Origin of the sequence: Synechococcus sp. 1G10 (assembly GCF_002252625.1) — a bacterium.
Lineage (GTDB): Bacteria > Cyanobacteriota > Cyanobacteriia > PCC-6307 > Cyanobiaceae > Regnicoccus_A.
Map to the genome: position 1 here is coordinate 1 of NZ_NQKW01000013.1, position 23003 is coordinate 23003.

Annotated in this window: 15 protein-coding genes and 2 pseudogenes; 10 read left to right on the forward strand and 7 right to left on the reverse strand. The window is 54.9% G+C overall.

All coding sequences use genetic code 11. The features are described 5' to 3' along the window. Positions 1-688: 688 nt before the first annotated feature. The 5 genes and pseudogenes from CJZ82_RS19005 to CJZ82_RS11585 all read right to left on the reverse strand — a co-directional run. Positions 689-964, reverse strand: a pseudogene (locus tag CJZ82_RS19005) (IS5/IS1182 family transposase); the annotation flags it as partial. A 57-nt stretch (positions 965-1021) separates the two neighbouring features. Then, a complete protein-coding gene (locus CJZ82_RS11570) occupies positions 1022-3259 on the reverse strand; it encodes a DUF6165 family protein (protein WP_143593643.1) in 2238 nt (745 codons plus the stop codon). A gap of 142 nt (positions 3260-3401) precedes the next feature. Further along, positions 3402-4145, reverse strand: a complete 744-nt coding sequence (locus tag CJZ82_RS11575) for an NTP transferase domain-containing protein (RefSeq protein WP_094555937.1) — start codon at positions 4143-4145, stop codon at positions 3402-3404. 13 nt (positions 4146-4158) lie between these two features. After that, on the reverse strand, positions 4159-5793 hold the full coding sequence (locus CJZ82_RS17920; RefSeq protein WP_143593644.1) for a phosphotransferase: 1635 nt from the start codon (positions 5791-5793) through the stop codon (positions 4159-4161). Further along, entirely contained in the window at positions 5793-6911 is a 1119-nt protein-coding gene (locus CJZ82_RS11585; RefSeq protein WP_094555939.1) for a hypothetical protein, read from the reverse strand. The genes CJZ82_RS17920 and CJZ82_RS11585 overlap by 1 nt, the downstream gene beginning before the upstream one ends. Before the next feature lie 260 nt (positions 6912-7171). Between CJZ82_RS11585 and CJZ82_RS11590 the strand changes: the two genes are divergently transcribed. The 8 genes from CJZ82_RS11590 to CJZ82_RS11630 all read left to right on the forward strand — a co-directional run bounded on the left by CJZ82_RS11590 (position 7172) and on the right by CJZ82_RS11630 (position 19728). Beyond that, a complete protein-coding gene (locus tag CJZ82_RS11590) occupies positions 7172-8110 on the forward strand; it encodes a hypothetical protein (RefSeq protein WP_143593645.1) in 939 nt (312 codons plus the stop codon). Continuing rightward, entirely contained in the window at positions 8097-9425 is a 1329-nt protein-coding gene (locus CJZ82_RS11595) for a sulfatase-like hydrolase/transferase (protein WP_094555941.1), read from the forward strand. Before CJZ82_RS11590 ends, CJZ82_RS11595 begins: the two co-directional genes overlap by 14 nt. Before the next feature lie 50 nt (positions 9426-9475). Then, positions 9476-10189, forward strand: a complete 714-nt coding sequence (locus CJZ82_RS11600) for a peptidylprolyl isomerase (protein WP_094555942.1) — start codon at positions 9476-9478, stop codon at positions 10187-10189. 5 nt (positions 10190-10194) lie between these two features. Further along, positions 10195-13170, forward strand: a complete 2976-nt coding sequence (locus CJZ82_RS11605) for a peptidase domain-containing ABC transporter (RefSeq protein ID WP_094555943.1) — start codon at positions 10195-10197, stop codon at positions 13168-13170. 38 nt (positions 13171-13208) lie between these two features. Then, positions 13209-14324, forward strand: a complete 1116-nt coding sequence (locus tag CJZ82_RS11610; RefSeq protein ID WP_094555944.1) for an HlyD family secretion protein — start codon at positions 13209-13211, stop codon at positions 14322-14324. A 39-nt stretch (positions 14325-14363) separates the two neighbouring features. Then, on the forward strand, positions 14364-15503 hold the full coding sequence (locus CJZ82_RS17925) for a hypothetical protein (RefSeq protein ID WP_143593646.1): 1140 nt from the start codon (positions 14364-14366) through the stop codon (positions 15501-15503). A 363-nt stretch (positions 15504-15866) separates the two neighbouring features. Continuing rightward, positions 15867-18710, forward strand: coding sequence for a hypothetical protein (locus tag CJZ82_RS17930; protein ID WP_143593647.1), 2844 nt, complete (start codon positions 15867-15869; stop codon positions 18708-18710). Between the two features lie 274 nt (positions 18711-18984). Further along, the gene (locus CJZ82_RS11630; protein ID WP_094555948.1) at positions 18985-19728 is read left to right on the forward strand and encodes a hypothetical protein; all 744 of its coding nucleotides are present in this window, start codon (positions 18985-18987) and stop codon (positions 19726-19728) included. Here CJZ82_RS11630 and CJZ82_RS11635 read toward each other — a convergent pair. Further along, the gene (locus tag CJZ82_RS11635; RefSeq protein WP_158218561.1) at positions 19679-20437 is read right to left on the reverse strand and encodes a sulfotransferase; all 759 of its coding nucleotides are present in this window, start codon (positions 20435-20437) and stop codon (positions 19679-19681) included. The genes CJZ82_RS11630 and CJZ82_RS11635 overlap by 50 nt on opposite strands. Between CJZ82_RS11635 and CJZ82_RS11640 the strand changes: the two genes are divergently transcribed. Both CJZ82_RS11640 and CJZ82_RS11645 read left to right on the forward strand, forming a co-directional pair. Further along, entirely contained in the window at positions 20425-21297 is an 873-nt protein-coding gene (locus tag CJZ82_RS11640; protein ID WP_143593648.1) for a sulfotransferase family protein, read from the forward strand. The genes CJZ82_RS11635 and CJZ82_RS11640 overlap by 13 nt on opposite strands. Before the next feature lie 395 nt (positions 21298-21692). Then, positions 21693-22310 (forward strand): annotated as a pseudogene (locus CJZ82_RS11645) (IS630 family transposase); the annotation flags it as partial. A 36-nt stretch (positions 22311-22346) separates the two neighbouring features. On the opposite strand, the gene CJZ82_RS11650 reads toward CJZ82_RS11645, so the two are convergent. After that, positions 22347-22979 (reverse strand): HEAT repeat domain-containing protein, encoded by a 633-nt coding sequence (locus tag CJZ82_RS11650; RefSeq protein WP_094555951.1) that lies wholly within the window; start codon positions 22977-22979, stop codon positions 22347-22349. Positions 22980-23003: the final 24 nt, after the last annotated feature.

The following is a 23003-nucleotide window of genomic DNA, read 5'->3' on the forward strand; positions in this document are numbered from 1 at the left end:
GGCAGCAAGATGGGCCAAAGGACAAGAGCAGTCCCGATAAAACCAGGCCCAGCTTGGCCGCACAACGACCCTTGTGCCTGACTTTCAGTCGGCCCTGCCCATGGACATCTCCTGTCTGGTATTTCAGTTTAACCGGAGTATGGAGTCTGGGTTCTCCAGGGACGGTTCGCGGTTACACGGACGACTCTGGGTGTATGGCAGCGGGTAAGTGGCGGGTCAGCAGATTCGTCGCGAGGGCGGGAGCTGGCCAGCATGTCGTAGTCGTAGCGCACAAGTCCGTGATCTTCTGCGAGTCTAAGCACCAAGTTCGCCTTATTGGGGAGCAGTGATTAGTAGGGCCTGCCACACCACCGGCGAGAACCACGAAAGGGCCGTGTTCCGGCAGCTGCTCGGCGAGCTGGTTCCCGAGTGGTGTTGATCCAGGCTGACTCCTGATGGTGTAGCTAAAGGCCTCTCATACGGGGTGGGCAAACTGAAAATCCTCCCCCGCCAGATCCGCAACCAATTCCAGGGATAGCGCAAGGCCCTTTTGACAACGTACCATGCGAAAAGCCATGGGCGCTACATCACTCACCTGCACACTGTGGGCCAAGCAAGCATCGGAGCAGAACGGCGAGCCTGGATCGGCAACAGCTGAAACGTGGAGGTGAATACCACTTGAGTGACGCCTACTTATTCGACATCAGTCAGTGGTGGGGTGCAAGATGGGATTGTCCGGATTGAGGCCCAAAATCAGCGTAACAATATGTTGTGGTGGAGATGCTCCATTAGCAGCTGCTCAGGCGGTAACGCTCGGTCGGCCTTCTGTGGCATACAGCGCATAGAAGAATGGATTTAGCCAATCAAGGGCCTGATCCGCCAGTTTCCGAACCCGCCTGAGCGGATGGTTGGCAGGAATGCACTACTGGATCGGCACGTAATGAACATATAGCAGCTGCGCTCCCTCCCGTTGACCTCGCGTCAGAAAAGAGCAGTTTCCCCATTTTCGCAGAGGTGGCCGGATTTTTCAGCAAAATCACAATTAACAGCAGGCTTCATCATCTTTGGGCGCAACAAAGCCTGCGTACGACTTCTGCTCAGTGATATCTGAGTTGGTTTTTTTATTAATCGCCGCTTTAATGCGAGCGCGTTGATCGTTGATGTGGTACACAGCTCGAGCCAGTTCAATAAACCTGGGGCCGAAGTCGCCATTGCTTTCGCATATTCTAATCTCGTCCTCGATCTCCCACAGGCTAATGTTCACAGCCTTCAATTCAGTCTTGAGCAAGTCGATCTCAGGCAGTTTCAGCGTTTCGAGACGATCTTGAAGAAGACTATGCTCATGGCGTGTGTGGTGGAGCTTGTGCTCATCAAGCAGGCGCTCGTTCTTGATCTCGAGGATCGTGAGCTTGTCGATCAACTCACCTACTGACACTGGGACAGAAACGCATGTCCTGTTGGCGGCGTATGCGGTCATCATGTTGTCATGCTGCTGTGGGAACCGAAGCTGGGCAGCCAGTTCGCTTCTTACACGATTGATGACCTCGCTCCAGCCCTCATCTCCCTGCTGCCGGAAGAGCCGAAGGGAGTCGTACCAGTGGGTTGTGTCTCCCTGCAGTCCCCAGCGCCAATCCGCCACTTTTCTGAGCAACAGCCAAGTTGGATGCCCAAGCGCTCCTGCGAGATGAGCCACTGCGCTGTCAGACGTGATCACAAGATCACACGCCTTGATCAACGCGGCTGTTTCCAGGAAGTCCCAGGTCAGATCAATGTCAGCTTGGCAGTCTGCAAATCTGCCCCTAAACGTACAGTTCTGAAGTTGCTCCGATCCATATCCCTTCTGGAGCGAGACGAAACGGATGCCGGGGATGTCCGCCAACGGTCTGAACGCCTCCAACGGGAGAGATCGGCCTTTGAGATTGACCTTCTCGTGCTCAGGATTTCCCTGCCAATGAATCCCAACGACGAACTCGCCATCATTGCGGAGTCTGCGGGACCAGGATTCCACTTTCCCTGACGAGATTGTTAAGTAGGGATCCCGCACTAAAACGTCAGCGGTAGTCACGCCGAGTCGATGAGGCAGAGACATGATCGATACCCATCTCGCATCTTCTGAAAATCGATTTGCTTCGAGGGGAAGGCTGTATACCCTGTCAAAGAGAGACGACTCCTCAAGAAAGTCCACAATCTTCGCCTCAGCGGCGATCGACAGCCTGGGCACCTTCCCTCGGAGATGCTTGGCATACCTCATGAATTGAAAGATATCACCATACCCTTGCTCGGTAACAATCACCAACTCGCCCTGCAATCCCAGATCGCCATCCCAGAGGCGGAGATGACGATCAATATTTTCCTGATGCAGAAGCCTGCTAACAACATGCCTGTGCTCGTGCCCTGCCCAGCCCTGCTCATAGTCTCCCATGGTGAGGAGAGCCAAGCCCAAATTATACTCAAGCTGCAGTTCCAGCTTCGGATTATCAATAGTCTTTGCTAACGCTTGACGATAAACCTCAATGGCTTGATCTGGCAGCCCTTGACAGGCCAGCACTGTGCCTAGATTGATATGCGCCGCCTGCTGGTCAGGACGTAGCTTGATCGCTTCTTTATAGGCAGCAATGGCTTCTGTGAATCGGTCTTGAGACACCAAGGCGACGCCAAGATTAAAGTGGGCTAAATCCAGGTCAGGGTTAATCTGAATCGCCTGATGGTAGAGCTTAGTCGCTTCTGTGCTCTTCCCCTGCGATTGCAAAATATTGCCTAAATCTATATAGCTAGCTGCATGGTCTGGAAGGATCCGGATCAGGCTCCGGTAGGCTTCAGCCGCTCCGTCAAGGTCGTTCGTGCGAAGGAGAGCTAGGCCCAAAGCATGTTGAGCGGCCGCCAAACCCGGAGAATACTCTACAGCCTTCTGATAATTCTTGATGGCCTCTTTCGCCTCACCAAGCTTCTCCATTGCCCTGCCGAGTCCGAGCAGTGCCTCAGGTAGATTCGGGCGCAGACTAAGAAATCGGGCATAAGCCCTGGCTGATTTACTGTACTCTTTGTAGTCATAAAGAACCTGAGCAAGATTCATCCATCCCACAACATCATCGGGATTGAGGGTGACACACTTTTCAAGCATGTCTACACTGGCCGCCAACCTGTCAGTTTGCCGATAGATTTGACCCAATGCTCCGTGAACCAAATAGTTACTGGGTTCGCGACGAATCAACTCGATTGCAGCTCTCTCAGCCGTTTGAAGTTGTCTGGCGGCAAGCGCTTGGAGCATCTGTTGCTGCAAGGTCTGATTCTCAACCTGCCTAGAGTTCAACTGCGTTCAGCCATCTGCCGAAAAGCTAGCATGGGAATGCATGGGACTCAGCATGGTTTGCCGCAAATACTCGACCACTTTGCCGCCAGGAAAACAGGTTGGGTGTGCCTTTTCAGATCTGATTGTCCTCAATGAGTTGCTGCCTGCTGATTTTGAACGAATCACAGATTTGCTCGGGAGTCCCAAACAATGTCACCCCTGTCACCAACGGAACATGGACCGCTAACCCCCTTTGAATGGCCTGCCTATACATCGGAGCAATGAAGAATTCTCCATTGACCTTCCGGCCAGGATCGGAGATCTCGACTTCGGCGTCCTTAATGAAGCGCTCAGCACTGGCAAAACCATAGAGGCCAATGGACGCCAGATCGGAGATTCGCTGCTTCTCGCGGACATCGATAGCCCGCGTTGGTTCCGCGGGATTCACGGAGACAAATGACCAACTCTGGCCTGCGGCTTTGAAGACAGGAATCCAGCCGTAGGCATTCAAGTCAATAATCCCGTGGTCCCATTCGAAGGCCGTGTCACAGTTGTGGATCACAATAGAGCCAGATATCTGACCCTCTCGAGCAGCAGCTAGTGCTGTTTTGAGCTGACCCTCAAGCATCGCATCGAGCTCCAGCCACTCGATTCTCTGCCCAGGAAACGATTGATTCAGCCGGTTTGCCATCGCGGCTCGCACACCATCCTTACGCTGAGAGACGATCAGCCATCGACTGAACAAACCAACAGGGAACGATTCCAATGCCCATGTCAACAGTTCCTTGCCGTGAACTCGAATCAGCGGCTTTGGCCGGAGCACACCCTGGGAGTAGAAGCGGCTCCCGCGACCTGCAGCTGTAATGATCAGATCCATAGCAGGTGAGGCTTCAGGCAGGATAGAGGCATTGCAGGGCAATACAGAGCATGGCCGTCATCTGGTGAGGCTTGGTTCGATGCAAGGGAAGCATGCTGAAAAATAGGCTTGCTGTGAGTACGGACAGATCAGAGCCATGCATCCTGTCTCCCAGGAAACATTCATGAAAAGCCCTGGTGATCACCTTCGCATTGCAAGGGGAATAGACTTGTAGCTCAATCTCAGTCGAGAAGCGATTAAGCGTAAAAAGATCATTTACAATAGCATCATATCCCCAAGCGACGGAATGATACAACTTACACGCATCGTAGCGCCAGTCGCCAAGGCCTAAGCGGTATCCGCTTCGGAACTTAGAGTCAAGTCCTCTTGGGTCTATCAGCTTTAGCCGCATCTGCTCGAAGTCGAAGAGAATGTTATTGAAGCAGAGGTCACCATGAACGAATTGCAACTGACAATCCTTTTCCAGATGCAACAAAGCCGAATGAAGCTCCTCCATGGCCATTGAAGCGGGTGGATAGTGGCGGCCATTGATAATGAGCTCTCGCGTAAGGAGAGACTCGTGATCCGGCTGTGTGTAGCACCAAGCAGTAAGCTCTCTTCGGCGAAACTCCAACTTCTCAGAATACAGCCATGCGGCATCGCCATGGCAAGGCTCATAGGCATTGCGAAACGCTGAGCAGATCTCGGCAAGACTGGAAAAAACTTCCATCCAGCGGGATGAACTCAACTTGCGATACAGATACCATTCGCTAAGTGATGGAAATGGTATGTACTCCATCCAGAATGACGCCACTTCAGGGGGCAAGCCTGGATGTGTCGATGTTTCCTCGCACATCACAACTGACGGAAAGAACTTTTGCAGCTCATCTGGAAGGCTAGTGAGATAGGCCATTTCGCCACTCAGTCTGGCGGTATCTTGAGAAGTCTTTCGAACCAGTCCTTGGCTGGGGAAGAACTCCAGCCTATTGAAGTCTCTGCTTGTGATCCCTAATCCACATAACTCGTTGCGAGAGTCTGGAGCCAAGCAATCTAAACAACCTGAGCTGATCCGATCCATAGGCTCACTTTGGGCCAGCTGTTCGGCAATCTGGATCAAGCTAATATCCGGAGCTTGACAATCCGTCAGGACCGTCTGAAGGGCCTTTCTACTGCAACTCACGATGCATGACTCAACGTCTGATCGCATGCCCTTGGTGTGATATCCACCTTCATCGGTCAGGAAGACTTCCGGACTCAGCCGGGTTGGTCGCCGAGTGGTAAGCAGGTGAATTGGGTAGAGGATCAGCCAGTCTGTCTGGGCCTCATCGAGGCAGAATTCGAGGCAGTGACGGGTCGACCTCAAGCGTTCGCGTGAACGCAGCAAACGCCAGTGCCGAGCTTGGTAAACTGGATAAAGTGATTCCTGCTCATTGGGATCAACGGCCAGCAGCATTTCATGGGGTGATGGATCGTTGTCAAACAGTTCGGCAACGGCATGGATGCTGAGGCGGCTGCCCAGAGGCAGCCAGAACCAGGGTTCCGCGGGACGTCCCGAATCCGAAACGTCATCCAGAGGTGGGTCCCCACCGGAATATCTAGACCTTGGCGGCAGCGCAATGACACTAAAGGGAGGCCCTACAGCACCAAGCTCATCCATAATCCCGGTCATCAGATGTATTGATGACGATCCGACCACAGGAAGCCCGACAGAGCGGGCTTCCATCCCACTGAGACGCCCGTGAAATTCAGGAAACGGGCAAAACTGACCTCAGAAGCAAAGCGCTCATGGCCCTGAAACAATCGGGTGTAACCCAGGGGACTGGCCTTGGCTCCATACGTGGCCAAAGTTCGGGCCAACGGCTCTCCACCGCCCAGCAAGATCTTGCGCAGTTCGACTGGTGCATCAGGCTTGCCAACCACCTCTACCGGAAAGAGCATCCCAAACCATTTAAAGCTGTCCTCCGATCGCAGGATCTGCATCATATTAACTGGAAAGTACCGATCTTCGTTGTTATCAAAAAATCCAGGGATAGCCTGATGGAAAGCATCCCAAAGCATCATGGTAGCCCGGTCGCCACCAAAAACCTTGTCTGAGCAGGCCCAAAAACCACTTCGAGTGCCAGTGACGGACGCCAAAAGATCCTCTGGCTGGACGTAGAAATAGTCACTTCTGAGTTTGATAATGTGCGTATATTCATGGCCACTCTCCTTCTCTCTGATTCGTATCATGTCAAGACAATGCGCAAGCCTCATCCATTGCTGCATCGATGGCACCGGCAGAGTGGGATCATCCTCAACGAGGCGCACGCGCAGATGCGGCGCGGCCGCCAAGCCTTTGGCTACTTCTGCATAGCTCTCGGATGTGCAGATAAAAAGATCGCAGTGTTCGGAGAGAGCAATAAACAGACTGGCGTTCCGTTGCCAGCAGCGCAACTCTCCAGGGAGAACAATCGCAACACGTGAACCAGGAGCTGGCGGCTTCAGATTCTGAACATGCCTTTGAACGAGGTGTGGGGAGCAGTCATTGAGTTTGCGTAACAGCACAAGGTCCTGGCCCGACAAGCTGAAGGCCTGCTGCCACTGTGCCAGTGCCGGTGCGCGATCGTTTCTCGCTTGGTATGCCTTCCCGCGCTCCAGAGCGATCCAGGGATCGTTCTCTTCGAGCCTGAGGAGACGCTCCTGAAGAAGTGCAAGCTCCCCTTTCCCGTCATTCATGAGTCGAGCTTCCATGATCTTCTGCAGCAATCCTTCTGCCTCGCGGTGAGGTACTTGGGCCTGCACACGCATGGCCCATAGGCTCCGATCAGGTGGAGGCGGCTGATCGGCTGAGGCCGTCAGCAGGACCCAGTCATCCTGAAGCTGCCAGGGATGCGCTGGCAGCGAATGCCCAAGGGACAGAGAGGGTTGCGTGACCAAGAGAGGAGCCCAGACCAAAACGCCCTTCCGCCCAGCAATGATAAAGTGAATTCATTCTAGTTGAACGTAGAATGCCCCTTTGCCTGCATGTTGGGCACGGCAAAACCGGCTCCTCCTCTCTTCAGTCGTGGATGTCGGTGAACCGTACATCGCTAATGAAGCTTAATCGTACAGCCTACCCACAGGTATCTCCAGTCAACGGTTTCGAGGAAGCCGATGCCCGGCAGCTCAGATTCAGCATGGGCAATGGTTTTATTCTGAACAGTATCTTGGATTCTGCGGATCCGTTGTTGCATCTCGCCAGTTTGGTCGATGAGCTGCAATCTGATGACAGGCTTCTGTTCAGCCGGGAAGCCTTGATGAAGGAGATTCCGCATCGGCTGTCAGAGATTGCGGACCTGGCCGAAGCGGTGGGCCTGGGTCATGTGGAGATTCTGCTGTTCGTACGTGATCCACTCGAGCATGCCTACTCTCTATACGGACAGATGGTTAAAGCCCATGGCTGCATCGAATCTATCGTCGAATGGCTTCCAAAATACAATCTCAATGATGCGTTGGAATCTTTTCTCGAAGCTGTCTCCGCCGACCCCCGTTGTCATCTCACCGTCCACAATTACTCGCGTGCTCCAGCCGCCATCTTCGGACAAGCTGCTGAGTGGCTGGCTTTACCGAATGGTTCACAGACTCTCACGGTCGAGCCAGGCATCCACGTCAACCGGAGCCTTCAGCTGGATGAGCTGCGTCTGATGCTGCTACTGAACCGCCATCTCGGCCGCAGAGCCAGCGCGATCGGCCGACTACTGGTCGAATCAACACCAGCCCCTGGAGATCTCCCGTCACAGGTGCCTCCTGAGGCTCAGGATATCTTCATTTGCCGGATGGAGGCGAGTGTGGCTCGCATCAACGCTCGGCTCCCGGAGCCGGCTCACCTGAGATTGCAACGTCTGCCTTGCAATCTCACGGGACTCGACCAAGCTGGCCACAGCCTTAGTGAACAGTCTTTGAAGCTCACGACCCGCCAGCTGGAGGTGGTTGTCGAGGGGCTGCTGCATTGCCATGCCGACGTTTGACGTCTCCCGGGTGAGCGCCTCTGATTCCGTATCGTCCTGGTTGCTGATCAGCTTCGACCAATGGCGGGGTGACTGGCTTCTGCAGCCCTGGCTCCAGCTCCCTCACCTTCGCAGTCTGGTCGCGAACGGATGGTTGGGAAGCCGTTGCTACACTCCCAGCCCACAATGCGTACCAGCGCGGGCGAGCTGGCTTACCGGCCTGCGACCCAGTCGGCTTGGTTTGGACCGGAACCGCCCCTTCACCATGCCGCCGGACGCTCCTTCCTTCGTTCGCGATCTGCAGGAACATGGCTATGTCACCAGCTTGGTTGGTAAAACCCACTGGACACCCCACCATCACGGCGTCGAACTGCGCGACAACATCCCGTTGTTGCGGGCGCTGGGGTTCGACCGTGCCGTGGAGATCGCTGGACCAAGGGCGCTGGCCGAGGTGAGCTGTGCGTTGACCGACGCGTGGCGGGACTGCGGAATGCTGGATTGTTACCGAGAGGATCTCACGGCCCGCTACGCGAATGGTCGTGTGGACGCGGTCTGGCCCACGGTGTTGCCGGAAGCTCTCTATCCAGATCTCTGGCTGGGAGAGCAGGCGCTCAAGGAGTTGGCTGTCCTGCCCGACGACATGCCCTGGTTCCTCTGGGTGAGCTTCCCCGGCCCCCATGAACCCTTCGACGTGCCCAGCTCGTGGCGACAGAGTGCCGATCAGACGCCAATCCCGGCTCCGGTGCCTCGGCCGCCCGAAGCCGAGATGCTCCCAGTGGACTGCCAGCTCAGCCAGCTACTGCGTCGCTGGCCGGATGGTTTCCCGCCGGAATCGCTCCTGCTGCTCCGACAGGACTACGCCAATCACCTGGCCTTGCTGGATGCCCAGGTGGGCGCTCTGCTTGCCGCGCTGCAAGCCAGGCCAGACGGGCATCGCGTTGCTGTTACGGTGATCTCGGACCATGGAGAACTCCTGGGCGACTGGGGACTCATGCTCAAGGGCTGTTTCTTGGAAGGCGCTGTCCGCAGCTTGTTCATCCACCAGCCCCCGGGGGGACGTCGACAGGATGAATCCCCGGGCTCGGAACGTCCGATCGCAGCAACCCCAGCCCTTCACTCGATTGCCCGTGGTGTGACCTCAGGTGCCCGTCTCGAAGCCCTCGAGCGTCTGGCAGGCTCCACGGGTGCTGTAGAGAGCGAGTTCGCCGGTGAGCGACTCCAAGTGAGGGAGTGTCAGCGATTGTTGATCGATAGCTCGGGCCGCCCCTATGGTTACTTTGACGTTAGGGGCGTTCTTCACGTCATCGAGAGTCGTTCCAGCACAACCAACTCCTAGAAGCCTGACCATCAACCCAAGCCAACCCCGACTTTCCCTTCATCAGCCCCTTGGACTCTGAACCCCTCTACTTGACCGAACTAAGGCGCCATGGACTCCTGCAAGAGTTCGTCAAGCGCCAGGTTGTCGCCGATGCGGTGAAGGGTATTCCTCTGGCACATGGCATGGCCGAGCAGCTCCTGGGGCGCTATCGGGAATCCAACGGGCTGTCGAGCGAAGAAGCGTTCTCGACTCATCTTGTTGAACGGGGGCTCGACAGGACAGCTCTTCAATGGCAACTTGAGCTACCGGTACGGCTGGATCACTACACCCGTGAGCATTTCGCAGATCGCGCTGAACAACGTTTCCTCGGCCGGAAAACCGAGCTGGATCAGATCGTCTACAGCCTGATTCGTGTAAAGGATCCCTTTTTGGCCCGCGAACTCTATCTCCAGATTGCGGAGAGTGAAGCCAGTTTCTCCGACCTGGCAACGCGCCACTCTCAGGGGCAGGAAAGCCAGAGTCAGGGGCTGATCGGCCCTGTCCCGTTGGGAGTTCCCCACCCTTCCCTGGCCGAGCGCCTGCGGACGGCAACAGTCGGAGAGGTTCTGGAGCCAATCCAGGTGGCGGAATGGTGGCTTTTGATCAGGCTTGAGTCGATGATCCCAGCCAGCTTCGACCCCGCGATGCAGGCACGCATGACCAGGGAGTTGTTTGAGGAGTGGGTGCAGACTGAGGTGACTCGTAGGCTTGTTGCAAACTCGCTTCAGTCGACAGCAGTTTGAATCGTATGACTCTGACATCCACTCTCTCGCTGCTGGATCAAGCGCCTTTCGATCAGCTTTCGGAAGCCAGCAAGGCCATTCTCAAGTCCGAGGGCAAGTTACTGAGCTTCGAGCTGGGACAGCCGCTGACCAGCGGCCAGTTGATCGGTGATCGTGTTCTGGTGGTACTCGATGGTCAGGCACGCGTGCTGTCCAAGGACCACAAACGCCTCTTCACGCTTGAAAAGGTTGGCCCCGGCGCCATCGTCGGGCTGTGCTCGCTGCTGCGGGCCTCCCCATGTGAAACGGTCGCAGCGGCAAGCAAGCTGGTGGCATTGGCGATTCCGGATCGGGTGATCCTAGACCTGCTGAAACGCGAGCCCAACTTCGCGCGCTGGTGCCACTCAACGCTCTGGCTGGCAGAGTTTGATCAACTGTTGAGCACAATCGAAGCGATCAATCCCCGCAGCCTCAACCGCTCCACAATCATCCAGGAGGCCTGGTCTCAGACGAGGCTCTGCCAGGGCCGAACGGACCCCGACCTGACCGATCCGGAGCGGGTTTGCTTTATGGCCAGCGCGAACGGAACGGATACACCGTTCGCACAGCGCCTCGAAGCCGAAAGCTGGCCATCTGCTCGACCGCCACTGCCACCCAGAGTGGTGAGTGTGCCGGCGGAATGGCTTGAACGGGTTTTGTCGGGCGGAAGCTCCAGCCAACCGGCGCCGTCCATGGCCATCGGTACCGACTCACTCCAGAATGGAGCCAAGCACCATCAAGTTGTGCCGGCCGAGGCGATTGAGACTGCCACCCTACCTGGAGCAAGTGCTCTGGATTTGGGCAGTGGAGCTTCACCTGCCGCTGTGACGCTGATCCGCGCCAGCTCCGGACGGGCGGAGTTGATGGCCTGCCTGCAGATGCTGGCGAAGCAGATGGGGGTACCGTTCCGCCGTGACGGCATCGAACGGGTTCTGCTGGATGCGGAGCGCCGCGGGCAGGAACTCAACATCCAGCTCGCCGGCCAGCTGGCCGGCAGCATGCATCTCTATGTGGTCGGGGCCGTGGTGCCCACCAATCAGGCGACTCGCCTGGAGGTTCCTGCCCTCATGGCCTTCCAGGATGGCTTCGGCGTGGTAACCGAGAGCAACAGCCGCGGACTGACCGTGGCTGTCCCATCGAAGGGATGGCTCCAGCTGAGCATCAGTCAGCTGGAGAACATGTTCCCGGAAGGAATCACTGTGGTCCTGGTGGATCGGCTTGCAACCAGTCCTGAGCGTAAGTTCGATTTCAGCTGGTTCCTGCCTGCGATCAAACGTTATCGGTTGGTCCTTAGCCAGGTTCTGCTGGCGTCTTTCGTGGTTCAGTTGTTCAGCCTGGCCAACCCGCTGTTGATTCAGGTGATCATCGATAAGGTGATTAGCCAGCGCAGCCTCGACACACTGCAGGTGATGGGCCTGGCACTGGTGGTGGTGACCGTGCTGGAGGGCGTGATTGGCTCACTGAGAACGTTTTTGTTCGCCGAAACCACCAATCGCATCGATCTGCGCCTCGGGTCTGAGGTGATCGATCACCTCCTGAGGCTTCCACTCAGTTACTACGACCGACGTCCGGTCGGTGAGCTAAGCACCCGGATTGCCGAACTCGAGAAGATTCGAAGCTTCCTGACGGGACAGGCGCTGACGACTATCCTGGATGCGCTATTTTCCGTGATCTACATCGTGGTCATGGTTCTGTATAGCTTGACGCTCACAGCTGTGGCGCTGGCGGTGCTACCGATTCAAATCGGGATCACCGTACTCGGTACGCCCCTGTTCCGACGTCAGAACAGACAAGTCGCAGAGGACAATGCGAAAACCCAGTCTCACCTAGTGGAAGTACTCACTGGGATCCAGACGGTGAAGGCTCAAAACGTGGAGATGGTGAGTCGCTGGAAGTGGCAAGACCTATACAGCACCTACATCGAACGAACCTTCAACAAAACGATCACCGTCACGGCTCTGAGCCAGACCAGCCAGGTGCTACAGAAGCTCTCCCAGCTGCTGGTTCTCTGGGTCGGTGCCTCATTTGTATTGAAGGGCGAACTGACCCTTGGTCAGCTGATCGCGTTCAGAATCATCAGCGGTTACGTGACCCAACCACTCTTGCGGCTGACGACAATCTGGCAGAATATCGTTGAGCTAAAAGTGTCATTCGAACGGTTGGCTGACGTTGTCGACTCCAAACAGGAATCCGACGACATTGACCAACAGAAGATCAGTCTCCCGCCCATCCATGGCGAGGTGGAATTCGATCATGTCAGCTTTGCGTTTCCAGGAACCAGCCAAACCGTGCTGAAGGACGTTTCTGTCAAGGTTCCAGCTGGAACATTTGTTGGTGTTGTCGGCCAGAGCGGCAGCGGCAAAAGTACACTTATGAAGCTAGTGTCCAGGCTTTACAGCCCGGATTCCGGGCGGATTCTAATCGATAGCTACGATATTGACAAGGTGCAGATCTATTCATTGCGGCGTCAAATTGGCATTGTGCCGCAGGATCCCTTGTTATTCTCCGGTAATATCAATGAAAATATAGCTCTCACCAATCCCGAAGCGAGCAGTGAGTCAATCGTTCAAGCTGCCAGGATCGCCTGCGCTCATGAATTTGTCATGGAGCTTTCGTCGGGCTACAGCACTTCGGTTGGCGAACGGGGTTCTGGCCTGAGTGGCGGGCAACGTCAGCGGATTGCCATAGCTAGAACTATTCTCAGTAATCCGAATATCTTGGTTCTTGATGAAGCAACCTCGGCGCTAGACTACCAGACTGAGCGACAGCTTTGCGATAATCTCAAAGAGCACTATCACAACAGAACAGTTTTCTTTATCACGCATCGTCTCACAACCATCCGCCAAGCAGACTTGATTCTAATGCTTCATAAAGGGGTGATTGTTGAGCAGGGAACACACACTCAACTGATGGATCAACGCGGCAGGTACTACGCCCTTTACAGGCAGCAGGAGGCGTTATGATTCGACATACTCCAGCATCATCCCCGGCTCCACAACCTATGGCCACGGCCAACCATCAATCAAGATCTTCACAGGTGGTGCTCCGCCAACCATATTTCTGGTTACGTGCGATCACATGGAGCCTGATCGGCACAACAGGCTTTGCGGTTGCCTGGCTGTTCTACGCTCAAACAGAAGAGGTTGTGGTCGCTTCTGGCAAGATTGAACCGACTGGGAAGGTTACAGAAATCCAGATTCCCCTTGGAGGTGTGGTTGATAAAGTTGAGGTGCAGTCTGGGGAAACGGTCCAAAAAGGGCAAGTTTTAGTGAGAATGGATTCACAAGTTAGCAATGAACGACTCAGATCAGTTCAAAATGCCATTCGGATTAAGCTTCTTCAGAAAAACCTTAAGGAGCATGAGTTGTCTACATACCTTAAGCTTAACGAGACGGAAGCTTCGATGCTGAGTCGCAATCTCGTGCTTGACCAGGAGATGACAGATCGACTTGAAACATTGAGCAAGGAGGGTGCTGCTGGCCAGTTGCAATACCTACAGCAGAAAAATAAAATGGAAACGTCTAAGGGCCAGCTCAGTCAGAATAGGGTGGATCGAGAGCGCCAGCGGGCCATTCTTGAGCAACAAATCCAGCAACTGAATGCAGACTTATCAGACTTGTCGAGCAGACTTACTGATCAGGTTGTAACCAGCCGATATGAGTTGATCCGTGCGCCAGTAACCGGTGTTGTGTTTGATCTCAAGCCACGAGCATCGGGGTTTGTAGCACAAGCGAGCGACCCAGTGATGAAGATTGTTCCCAAAGATAAGCTACTGGCTCGAGTGGAGATTCCAAGCAATAAGATTGGATTTGTACGCATTGATCAGACAGCTGAGATCAGCATCGACTCTTTTCCCTCAACGGATTTTGGCAGTCTCCCTGCTAAAATCAAGTCTATTGGTTCTGATGCCCTGCCACCAAACGACCTGCAAAGAGAGTATCGTTTTCCAGCCGAACTTAGCCTTTCTAGTCAATCGCTGAAAACCAGGGATGGAAAGGAACTGCCATTGCAAGTGGGTATGTCGCTGACGGCCAATATCAAGCTACGCAAGCTATCTTACTTGCAGATACTGCTTGGTAGCTTCAAGGATAAGGCTGATTCGCTGCGAACTCTGTAGATCTTTTGGTCATCCAGCTAGCTTAAGAGATTAAATCCAATGATCCAAGAACTGATTTTCCATGTCGGCCCTCACAAGACTGGCAGCACCGCGTTGCAGAATTATCTTCACAAGAACCGTCAAGGCATTGGATCATCTGGAACCTACGTTCCCCGAATCACTTCTTCAGACACTCCGGCCAACAGCTGGTATCTCGTTTATGTGGGTGTAAGCTCGCCGGAGCAACTCACCAACTACCACAATGCAATCAGAGCCGGCCATAACGCTAGTGCATGTGCAGATCTGAAACAGAGGTTTACTGAGGCTTTCACTGCCGAGCTAGTCCGAGCGAACGAGCTTGGATTTCAGCGTGTTGTCTTGTCCACAGAAGAAATTTCATTTCTGAGTAACGAGGACTGGAATTCATTTTATGACTTTCTATTGGCACACTTTGAGCGTATCTCATTATTCTACTATTTGCGCAATCCCTACGAGCGCCTCGCAAGTGATTTGATGCAGACATTGAAGGGCGGTAATGTGCTTAGCCCACAGTATCTATCCAAGATTTCGGGACAGGATTATGCAAGAATCTCCCGAATGGAGCCAGTGATACAGAATAGAGATCGCATCAAGCTTCATGCCTTGCCCTATTCCTACGTCAGCAATCAGGACTCTTCTGCTGAACAATGGAACATTATCAGTGATTTTTGCCAACATGCTGATTTGCCGCTTCCCTCAGAACTAGGTACCTATTCCGGGGTTAATCCCAGAATGTCTGCCCAGATGATGTCAGTTGTCAATGAGATGAACCGAAAGATCCCTGCAATCCAGCCCGACAAATCCTACAATCCACTTCGATACCATCTTCATCATGCGATTGAATCGTACCGCTGGACAGAGCACGACACCAAGTTCAAACTAACTAAAAAAGATCTAGAACTGTTAGCGGCCTCTCAAGAAAACGATAAAGCCGCGCTTTTCACCTACTGCCCTCTGCAAGAATGGATAAGTTTCAGTGTTGATCCTGCTTACGAGCAACTGCCAGAGATCTTGGACGACGAGCGCAGTTTTATGGAGATTAGCTATGAGCTACCCCCTTCTTACTATGTTAATGTGACCTGTCACTTTTGGTCGTATCTCCGCAAGGTTCAGCTGCATGCCAAGGTCGTCGATGATTCAAGCCAGATTGCAGGGGTTTGATCGCGTCAGACTGAGAATAGGGCGGAGCAGCCTCAATCAATCCGTCCGCTTGCCAGAAGGCCATAGGGTTATACGCTCGGGCGAACGGCGGCCAGCAAAGTCTTGGTATGACAATTTCTGCGCCGGCACAGTTTGCAGCCAGCCTTAAAAAAGCTAAAATGCCATCGAAAACAGTGTTTATCTGAATGACAACGGCCTAAGTCTAATGAGTCCCAGCGCACTGCTAACTTTATGGTCGGCGCGGGCTTCCTCTGCGTCTTGGCGAACGTGCCTCGGACAACAGAGCAGATCTTGGGTTTCGCAACGAGCTTCTGCCGTTCAAGGGAACTCACTCAAAACCAATTCCAAACCGGAAACCTTCTCATGACGAACCTTCCTGCATTTTCAATCGGTACAGAGGGTACCCCTGACACACTGGTTGCAGTTGTTCCAGGCCCTGCCAGTAATTCCTCGGTCTACGACAACATTGTCGCAACCGCACCTTTTGCTAACCAGATCAACGCAAAGAATCTTGTCGTTGGTGGTGGTTTTTACATTGATCTAAGCACTGATAACGACACTATCCGTGTCAAGCCTGCCACAGGTGCTTTCTTCCCGCCCACGGGTGATTTGTTTGGACCTAACACCCTCTATATGTTCGGGGGTGAGATTGACATGGATGCAGGCAACGACCTGATTCGTGTTGATGCCACGCTTGTTGGTGAAGATGGTCCTTGCGAGCAGCCGCCCGGCATTTACATGGGTGCCAAGCCTGGGTCTTCAGGACCTGGTGTTGGACCAATCCCCTTCGCGATCGATCCCTCCCTGCCTCTCTTCCAGGATTTGCCGTTTATCTTCCCAGCGTTGGGAGGTAATTCCATCTTGATGGGCTTAGGCAACGACACCATTGAGGTAGCTGCTCTTGCCGACGGTGTCGTCATGGACGGCATCGAAACGGGTGATGGCAATCTGATTCAGTTTGGAGCAGGCGAAGACCTTCTCGACATCGTGGCTGGACGAACCGCTCTGAGCATGAGAGGGTCTTCCAATTATGTTTATATGGGTGCCGATAATGACACAATCGCCATTAATATGTCTGGCGGCCTCCCCCTGAAGGCAGACCATGCCAATGCTATTGCACAGGGAGAAGATGCTGAAGAAGAGCTACTTATAGCCGGGATTTACATGGAGGGTGGCGACAATGGCATCAGCCTCCAAGAGGGGAATGACGTTATTGACATCACCGGGCTCGGATACTATGGTATTTTTAGCGATACCGGTCATATTTACACCGGGCAAGGCGCTGACCTTGTTAACGTTGAAAATGACGGGCTTATTTCCGGTTACAGTGGAGAACCGACTCCGTTAGACGTTGGTGTTAGTGGCGGATATGGAGTTTATCTTTCTGAATCGGGTTTGCTTGCCCTTGGTGCCGACAACGATACCCTGAGAGTGAGATCCACTCAAACTGCTCTTACGCTCTCTTACGGCTCACTGTTAAAGGGCGGTTCTGGAAACGATCTAGTTGATCTAGATTCAAGCTCAACCACTTCTTCTGAAGCAGTATATCTCGCTTACGGCAGCTCTATCCTCCTGGGAGCTGGTGATGATACCCTCAAGGTATTGGCTGCTACCCAAGACGGAGATGGTGTTGATGTATACTATGGGAGTAAGATTGATGCTGGAGAAGGCAATGATCTGATAAGTATTGAATCAACCGAGGGCGAGTATGGCCTTTATATCTCTTCTGGCAGTGCTGTCTATCTTGGCGCTGGCAACGATACCCTCACTATCAAGTCTGGTGAATATGGAATTTATGCTTCCGAAGGCGCACTCATCGACCTTGGGGATGGTGACAATCTCCTCTCCGTTTACAACGCAGATGGCTCAACTGAAACAGGTATTTATCTCTACGAGTCATCACTTATTGCTGGTACTGGCAACGACACGGTCAAAGTTGAATCAGCCTACGCTGGGGTTTATGTTTCAGCCTCCAACGTCAAGCTCGGTGCCGGAAACAATCTAGTTGACATCGATTCTGATTACTATAGTGTTTATGCATTAAACTCAAATATTAACTTTGGTGATGGAGACAATGGTGCCGGCAACGACACTCTCAAGCTTCTCTCCAACTCGAGCTATGGCCTCTATCTGAGCTATTCTGCCCTAGCCATGGGCGGCGGCAGCAATCTGATTACGATTGACGCTGCTGAAGAAGGTATCGATCTTGAGTACGGTGCTAATATTGTATTTGGGGAAGGAGCTGACACCATTAAGGTTGTCTCTCGGAATAACGATTATGATGGTATTTATCTCTACTCTGGCTCCGGTATCTATCTGAGTAACGGTAACAATCTTATTGACGTTACTTCAAATGGTGATGATGCTATTGATATATTTTACAACTCCACAATTAAAACCGGTTCTTCTGATGATCGCATCCTTGCAAAGGGCGGTGATCAAGACAGCTCTAGTAAGGAGTCGGGGATTTCGGTCACTTCCTACAGTGGGCTTTACACTGGTGAAGGGAACGACTTCATCTCCGCCGAAGCCACCTACGGCTTGTACGTCACAACGCAAAGTGGGGTGGATACAGGCTTTGGGCTTGATACCATTATCGCCAAAGGGAGAAGCGAGGCTGGTATCTACCTGTCTGACGGCTCTGTTAACACTGGCAACAATGCCGATATTATAGATGCAACCTCCATCAAGGATTATGCCTTGGTCACCGAGGAATATGCCTCTATCAATACAGGGCGAGGCGGAGATCTGGTCGATCTCACCGTAGCCGGTGGTGCGGAAGGTGGCTGGTACACAGATGGTGGTGGCTCCATCAGTCTTGGCGCTGGTAATGACACTCTGCTCATCACCAGTTGGGATGTTGATGGCAGCATCGACAGCATCATTCAGCTTCCCGGCCTGCGTCCTCCTGGCTCGAATGGTCCTGACGTCGCCGCTGCATTCGTCAACGGTGGACGTGGTACCGACTGGATCAAGTTTGGCGAAGGTGTTTACAACATCTTCCATCTGCCTAACATCTTCAATGGTCTGTACGGCATCATCGATCAAGATGGTGACATCTTGGCTGTCACGAATGTCGAGAAGCTTGCGGGTGTTGGCACTACCGGCCAGCAGCCTGCCTCCTTCCTCGATTTTCCTTTCAACACAACGAGTTACGTCTTCAACGTCAACTCCTCTGGCGACATCGCTCAAGGTGTGCCTGTCTGATTGTTGCACTCTCAGCCAGCGTTCGCGCTGGCTGTCTCTAAGCCAGTCATTCATCAATGGGGCACCTAAGAGGTGCCCTTTTTTTATTGGTTTATGGCGAGCTTCCAGCGGTTTGTCGCGTTTAATCTGTAGAGGTCTGAGTGATTCTGAAACATTGAAGCCTGTGACTCATCCGGACGATGTTCTGATTCTTACTCTTGATTCTTGTCGCTACGATACCTTCCGCCGTGCTGCCACTCCTCATCTCGATAGGGTCGGCCCCACTCACCGCGCCATGGCTCCCAGCTATTTCACCTATGGCAGCCATGCCGCCTTCTGGATGGGGTTCACACCCGGTCTCAACCATTCAAAACAGCCGTGGTTGAATCCCAAGGCCGGCAAGTTGTTCCGGCTTATGTATTCTGCAGCGTCGGGTGATGATCGCGCTCCCTTTCAACTCGAAGGGGCCAATATCATCGAGGGTTTTCGGCGGTTGGGCTACCATGCCATCGGCACGGGCGCTGTCTCGTGGTTCGATCCGTCCACTCCCACTGGTGCAGTACTCGGCGCACCGTTCAACGCCTTTCATTTTGCTGGCAATACCTGGAGCCTGCTCGATCAACTCTGCTGGATCGAGCTGCAGTTGCGGCAACTCTCTCCCCGGCCGCCAACCCTGGTGTTTCTCAATGTGGGGGAAACCCACGTCCCCTACTGGCACCAGGGGGCCGACTGGCCGCGTTGGCCCTCTCCCTGCGTACCATTTGGTGGGCCAGGTTGCAGTGCGCCTGAATCTCGTCGTCGTCAGCAGGCCTGCCTCGAATGGGTCGACCGGCAGCTCGGCCCCCTGCTTGAGCGCTTCCATCACGGCACGATCCTCGCCTGCGCCGATCACGGCGACTGCTGGGGTGAAAATGGACTCTGGGAGCATGGCGTGAGCCACTGGGCAACTCTCACGGTGCCGCTGTTGCTGCGCGTGCGCGGCAAGCCCGTCACCAACCCCAGTCGAATCCGTAACGCTTTCGCACGGCTGTGGCGCTGATCTCCAGTTGGCGCCGTAGCAGCTCCTTGACGTGCGCCTGGACCGCCTTAGCTTCTTCGAGGCCAGCATTTTCTCGAGGCATCTCGAACTCCCAGCTCACAGGTGGAACCCCCAGAAACGCATACAACCTCTCCCATGGCTCCCGTTTTCCGCTCAGCAGAGGCTCACTTTGGAGCACAAGAACCTGCTGAGGGGGAAAGAGCGCTTCGATGCGGTCCAGCTGTTGCTCGTAGCGGCTGCGGGCCACGTAGCTGTGCTTCTGGTGGCTGTAGTGGGAAGAGCCTGCCGCCTGCAGAATTGCCTCCGCATCGGCGAGCCTTCCATGTTCCGCCTTGAGTGCAGCCTCGAGCGACAGGGTTTCGAAACCATGCCTGCGGGCATGAAAGTATTGAGAAAGTGTGCGCTCCACTGGATCTCGCAGTAGCACCACCAGCCTCACTGCTGGCAATGCGGCCCTGATGCGGGCTGGGGCCTGCGGGTGAAAGAGGTAATACGGAGTGACCTCCCCACAGAGCTGAGCATCACCCCTTCCCTCGAATTGCCGCAGATACCATCCCCACGGGCGATCAGTATGCAGCGAGAAGTAGTGCAGTTCCTTGGCGGGCGGCAGAAAAATGCCTGGATGATTGCCAAGACGGCGGTGCACGGTGCTCGTGCCGGCCTTCTGAGCACCGACTACCAGAAAATGGGGAAGCAGTGGCTGCTCCACCTGCGGGTACGGTTGTTGCTGATCATCTCGTTTCATCCCCACACTTCGTGACGCATTTGAGCGACGACATCGGGCAGCCTGCAAAGCTGATTCTGTTGACCGGCATGCATCGCAGCGGTACGTCGCTGCTGGGCCGTGTGCTTCAGGGCCTTGGCGTTCCCCTCCCAGGCGAGCTGATCGCCGCTGATCACTTCAACCCCACAGGATACTTCGAACGCCGCGATGTTACAGCTGTTCATGAACAGCTGCTGATCAACCTGGATCGGTGGTGGCCAACGGCCGAGGGCTGCCAGCCCCTGCCTGAGGGCTGGATGGACATGCCTCTCGCTCGCGAGGCCAGTGAAGAGTTGCGAGCAATCCTGCAGGCAGAGCTGCGGGTGCAACACAGACCATGGGCCATCAAGGATCCGCGTATTTGCCGGCTGCTGCCGCTCTGGCGTTCGGTGGCCGGATCGCTTGGGATCCAGTTGCACGTGATCTATAGCTTGAGGGATCCAAGTGAGGTTTGCACCTCTCTGCTGAACCGTGATGGTCCGCTGGTGGGAATGGATCTTGACCGCGCCGAAACCCTCTGGTGTCTTCACTACAGTGAATTGTTTCGCGATTCTATCAATCTCCCCTGCCATGGGGTCGACTATGAGCTCTGGTTCAGCCAACCGCAACAGCAACTTCAGCGCATCGCCCGAGTTCTCCAGGTCTCCTTGGGAAATACAGCCAGGAGCGCTGGTCTGGCATCCATCGAACCAGCTCTTCGGCGTAGCCGTGATGTTCACTTGCCACGACCTGTGAATCCATTGATCGCGGCGCACTATCAGGATCTGCGCAGCAGGCTTATCGCCAACTATAGTTCAAAGCCTTAGAGAATGAGGCGTCATGCACGCTCAATGGCACAGAACATCTCGTAGTGATCTATATATCCAGGCATAATGGCCTTTATGTATCGCGTCTTGCACTGCAGATCGCATTGGCGCAATATCTAGCCCAGAGGCTGGGATTGCAAATGATATCTTGGATCGCCGCCGTGAACGCCTTCAAATTGATGCGTCCGTTGCGGGCATGGATGGTGCCTAGGATAGGGCGCCGGGCAGGCAGGCATTGTTTGAGTGTCAAGGGCTGACTTTCAGCCCTGAATGATGATCTAGTGTGCATTCCCGCAAATAACTGACAAAATATTGAGTGTCTCCCAAGGGAGTCTTTTCATGGCTGTCGGCCGTCCGATGCAGCCGCTCGTCCTCACGGAGGACAAAGTTCAGCGGCCGAGGTGATCAATCGGGCTCTGCAGACCAAACCCACCGATGTCAGCACCCATTGGAGCGTCCGTTCCCTGGCTGCAGACCTTTTCGGTGCAGCCTCACCGTCAGAAGACTTACCGCTCCGCGGAAGCCTTTGCTGCCCATGGGCCTGGGCTATGTGGAGGGCGTCACCCACGACTACATCCGCCACGGCACAACCACACTGTTTGCCGCCCTTGACGTGGCCACCGGCGAGGTGACGACCCAATGCAGACCCCGCCCCGGCACCAGGAGTTCCTGGTGTTCCTGCGCCTGATCGAAAAGTCAGTTCCGCCGAATTGGATGTCCACCTGATCGTCGACAACTACTGCACCCACAAGCACGCCAAGGTCCGCGCCTGGCTGGCGCAGCGACCGCGCTTCCACGTGCACTACACGCCCACCTACGCCTCCTGGCTCAACCAGGTGGAGCGCTGGTTTGGGATCATTACCCAGCGGGCCATCCGGCGCGGCAGCTTCTCCAGCGTCAAGGAGCTGATCGCAAGGATCGAGCAGTTCGTTGCGGCCCACAACAAGACCAAAGCCCCGTTCAACTGGACCGCCACAGCGGATTCAATCCTGGAGAAGCTCCAAGGACTTTGATCGCAAATCTCCGGGTCGAGACATTAGGAACCGCTGCTACCACTGAAGCCCGTTCAGTGCCGCCGCCGCCACCCGGTGGTCGGGATCGGCCTGCAGCGCCACTAAGGAAGCACGGACCTCGGGGGGTTGCAGAGTTTCGGCCCCAGTGACCGTGGCCTCCCGCACCAGACGGCCCAGGATCTCGGCACCTCCAACCCGCACCGTGCCATCGCCGTCGGCGATCGCCTGATTGGCCAGATCCAACAGCCAGGACGCCGGCATAGCCGGGTCTTCCGCCAGGGCCGAGAGGATGCTGCAGCGCACCAACCACTGGTCATCGCTCTCGAACGACTGGCGCAGCAGCGGCCAGGCCCGTTCCACCCCGTAACTGACCAGGGCGTTAGCCGCCTCGGCGCGAACATTGGCATCCCCATCGCCCTTGAGGGCCGCAGCCAGGGCCTCCCAGCCCGCCTCGTTGCGCTTCACCCCAAGGCCCGCGCAGCTGAGCGAGCGAACGATGAACGGCTCCTGCTCCAGGCCCAGCAGCAGCAACGGCACGGCCTGCTCCGCCTCCAGCTGCCGCAGGCTCACCAGGGCCGGCATGGCGCGAGAGGGGTCACCGGAAAGGATGGCCTGACGAATCTCCGCGGGGTTCAGGCCAGCCGGAGAAGGGGACTCTGGATCGGACATGGACTGGGATCAGGGTTGGGTGAC

What these genes read in the sequence shown, in the direction of transcription:
- CJZ82_RS11575 (WP_094555937.1), bottom strand. Translation starts at nt 4,145, where the DNA reads ATGGATCTGATCATTACAGCTGCAGGTCGCGGGAGCCGCTTCTACTCC.
- CJZ82_RS17920 (WP_143593644.1), bottom strand. Translation starts at nt 5,793, where the DNA reads ATGACCGGGATTATGGATGAGCTTGGTGCTGTAGGGCCTCCCTTTAGT.
- CJZ82_RS11585 (WP_094555939.1), bottom strand. Translation starts at nt 6,911, where the DNA reads ATGCGTGTGCAGGCCCAAGTACCTCACCGCGAGGCAGAAGGATTGCTG.
- CJZ82_RS11590 (WP_143593645.1), top strand. Translation starts at nt 7,172, where the DNA reads ATGTCGGTGAACCGTACATCGCTAATGAAGCTTAATCGTACAGCCTAC.
- CJZ82_RS11595 (WP_094555941.1), top strand. Translation starts at nt 8,097, where the DNA reads ATGCCGACGTTTGACGTCTCCCGGGTGAGCGCCTCTGATTCCGTATCG.
- CJZ82_RS11605 (WP_094555943.1), top strand. Translation starts at nt 10,195, where the DNA reads ATGACTCTGACATCCACTCTCTCGCTGCTGGATCAAGCGCCTTTCGAT.
- CJZ82_RS11610 (WP_094555944.1), top strand. Translation starts at nt 13,209, where the DNA reads ATGGCCACGGCCAACCATCAATCAAGATCTTCACAGGTGGTGCTCCGC.
- CJZ82_RS17925 (WP_143593646.1), top strand. Translation starts at nt 14,364, where the DNA reads ATGATCCAAGAACTGATTTTCCATGTCGGCCCTCACAAGACTGGCAGC.
- CJZ82_RS17930 (WP_143593647.1), top strand. Translation starts at nt 15,867, where the DNA reads ATGACGAACCTTCCTGCATTTTCAATCGGTACAGAGGGTACCCCTGAC.
- CJZ82_RS11630 (WP_094555948.1), top strand. Translation starts at nt 18,985, where the DNA reads ATGGCTCCCAGCTATTTCACCTATGGCAGCCATGCCGCCTTCTGGATG.
- CJZ82_RS11650 (WP_094555951.1), bottom strand. Translation starts at nt 22,979, where the DNA reads ATGTCCGATCCAGAGTCCCCTTCTCCGGCTGGCCTGAACCCCGCGGAG.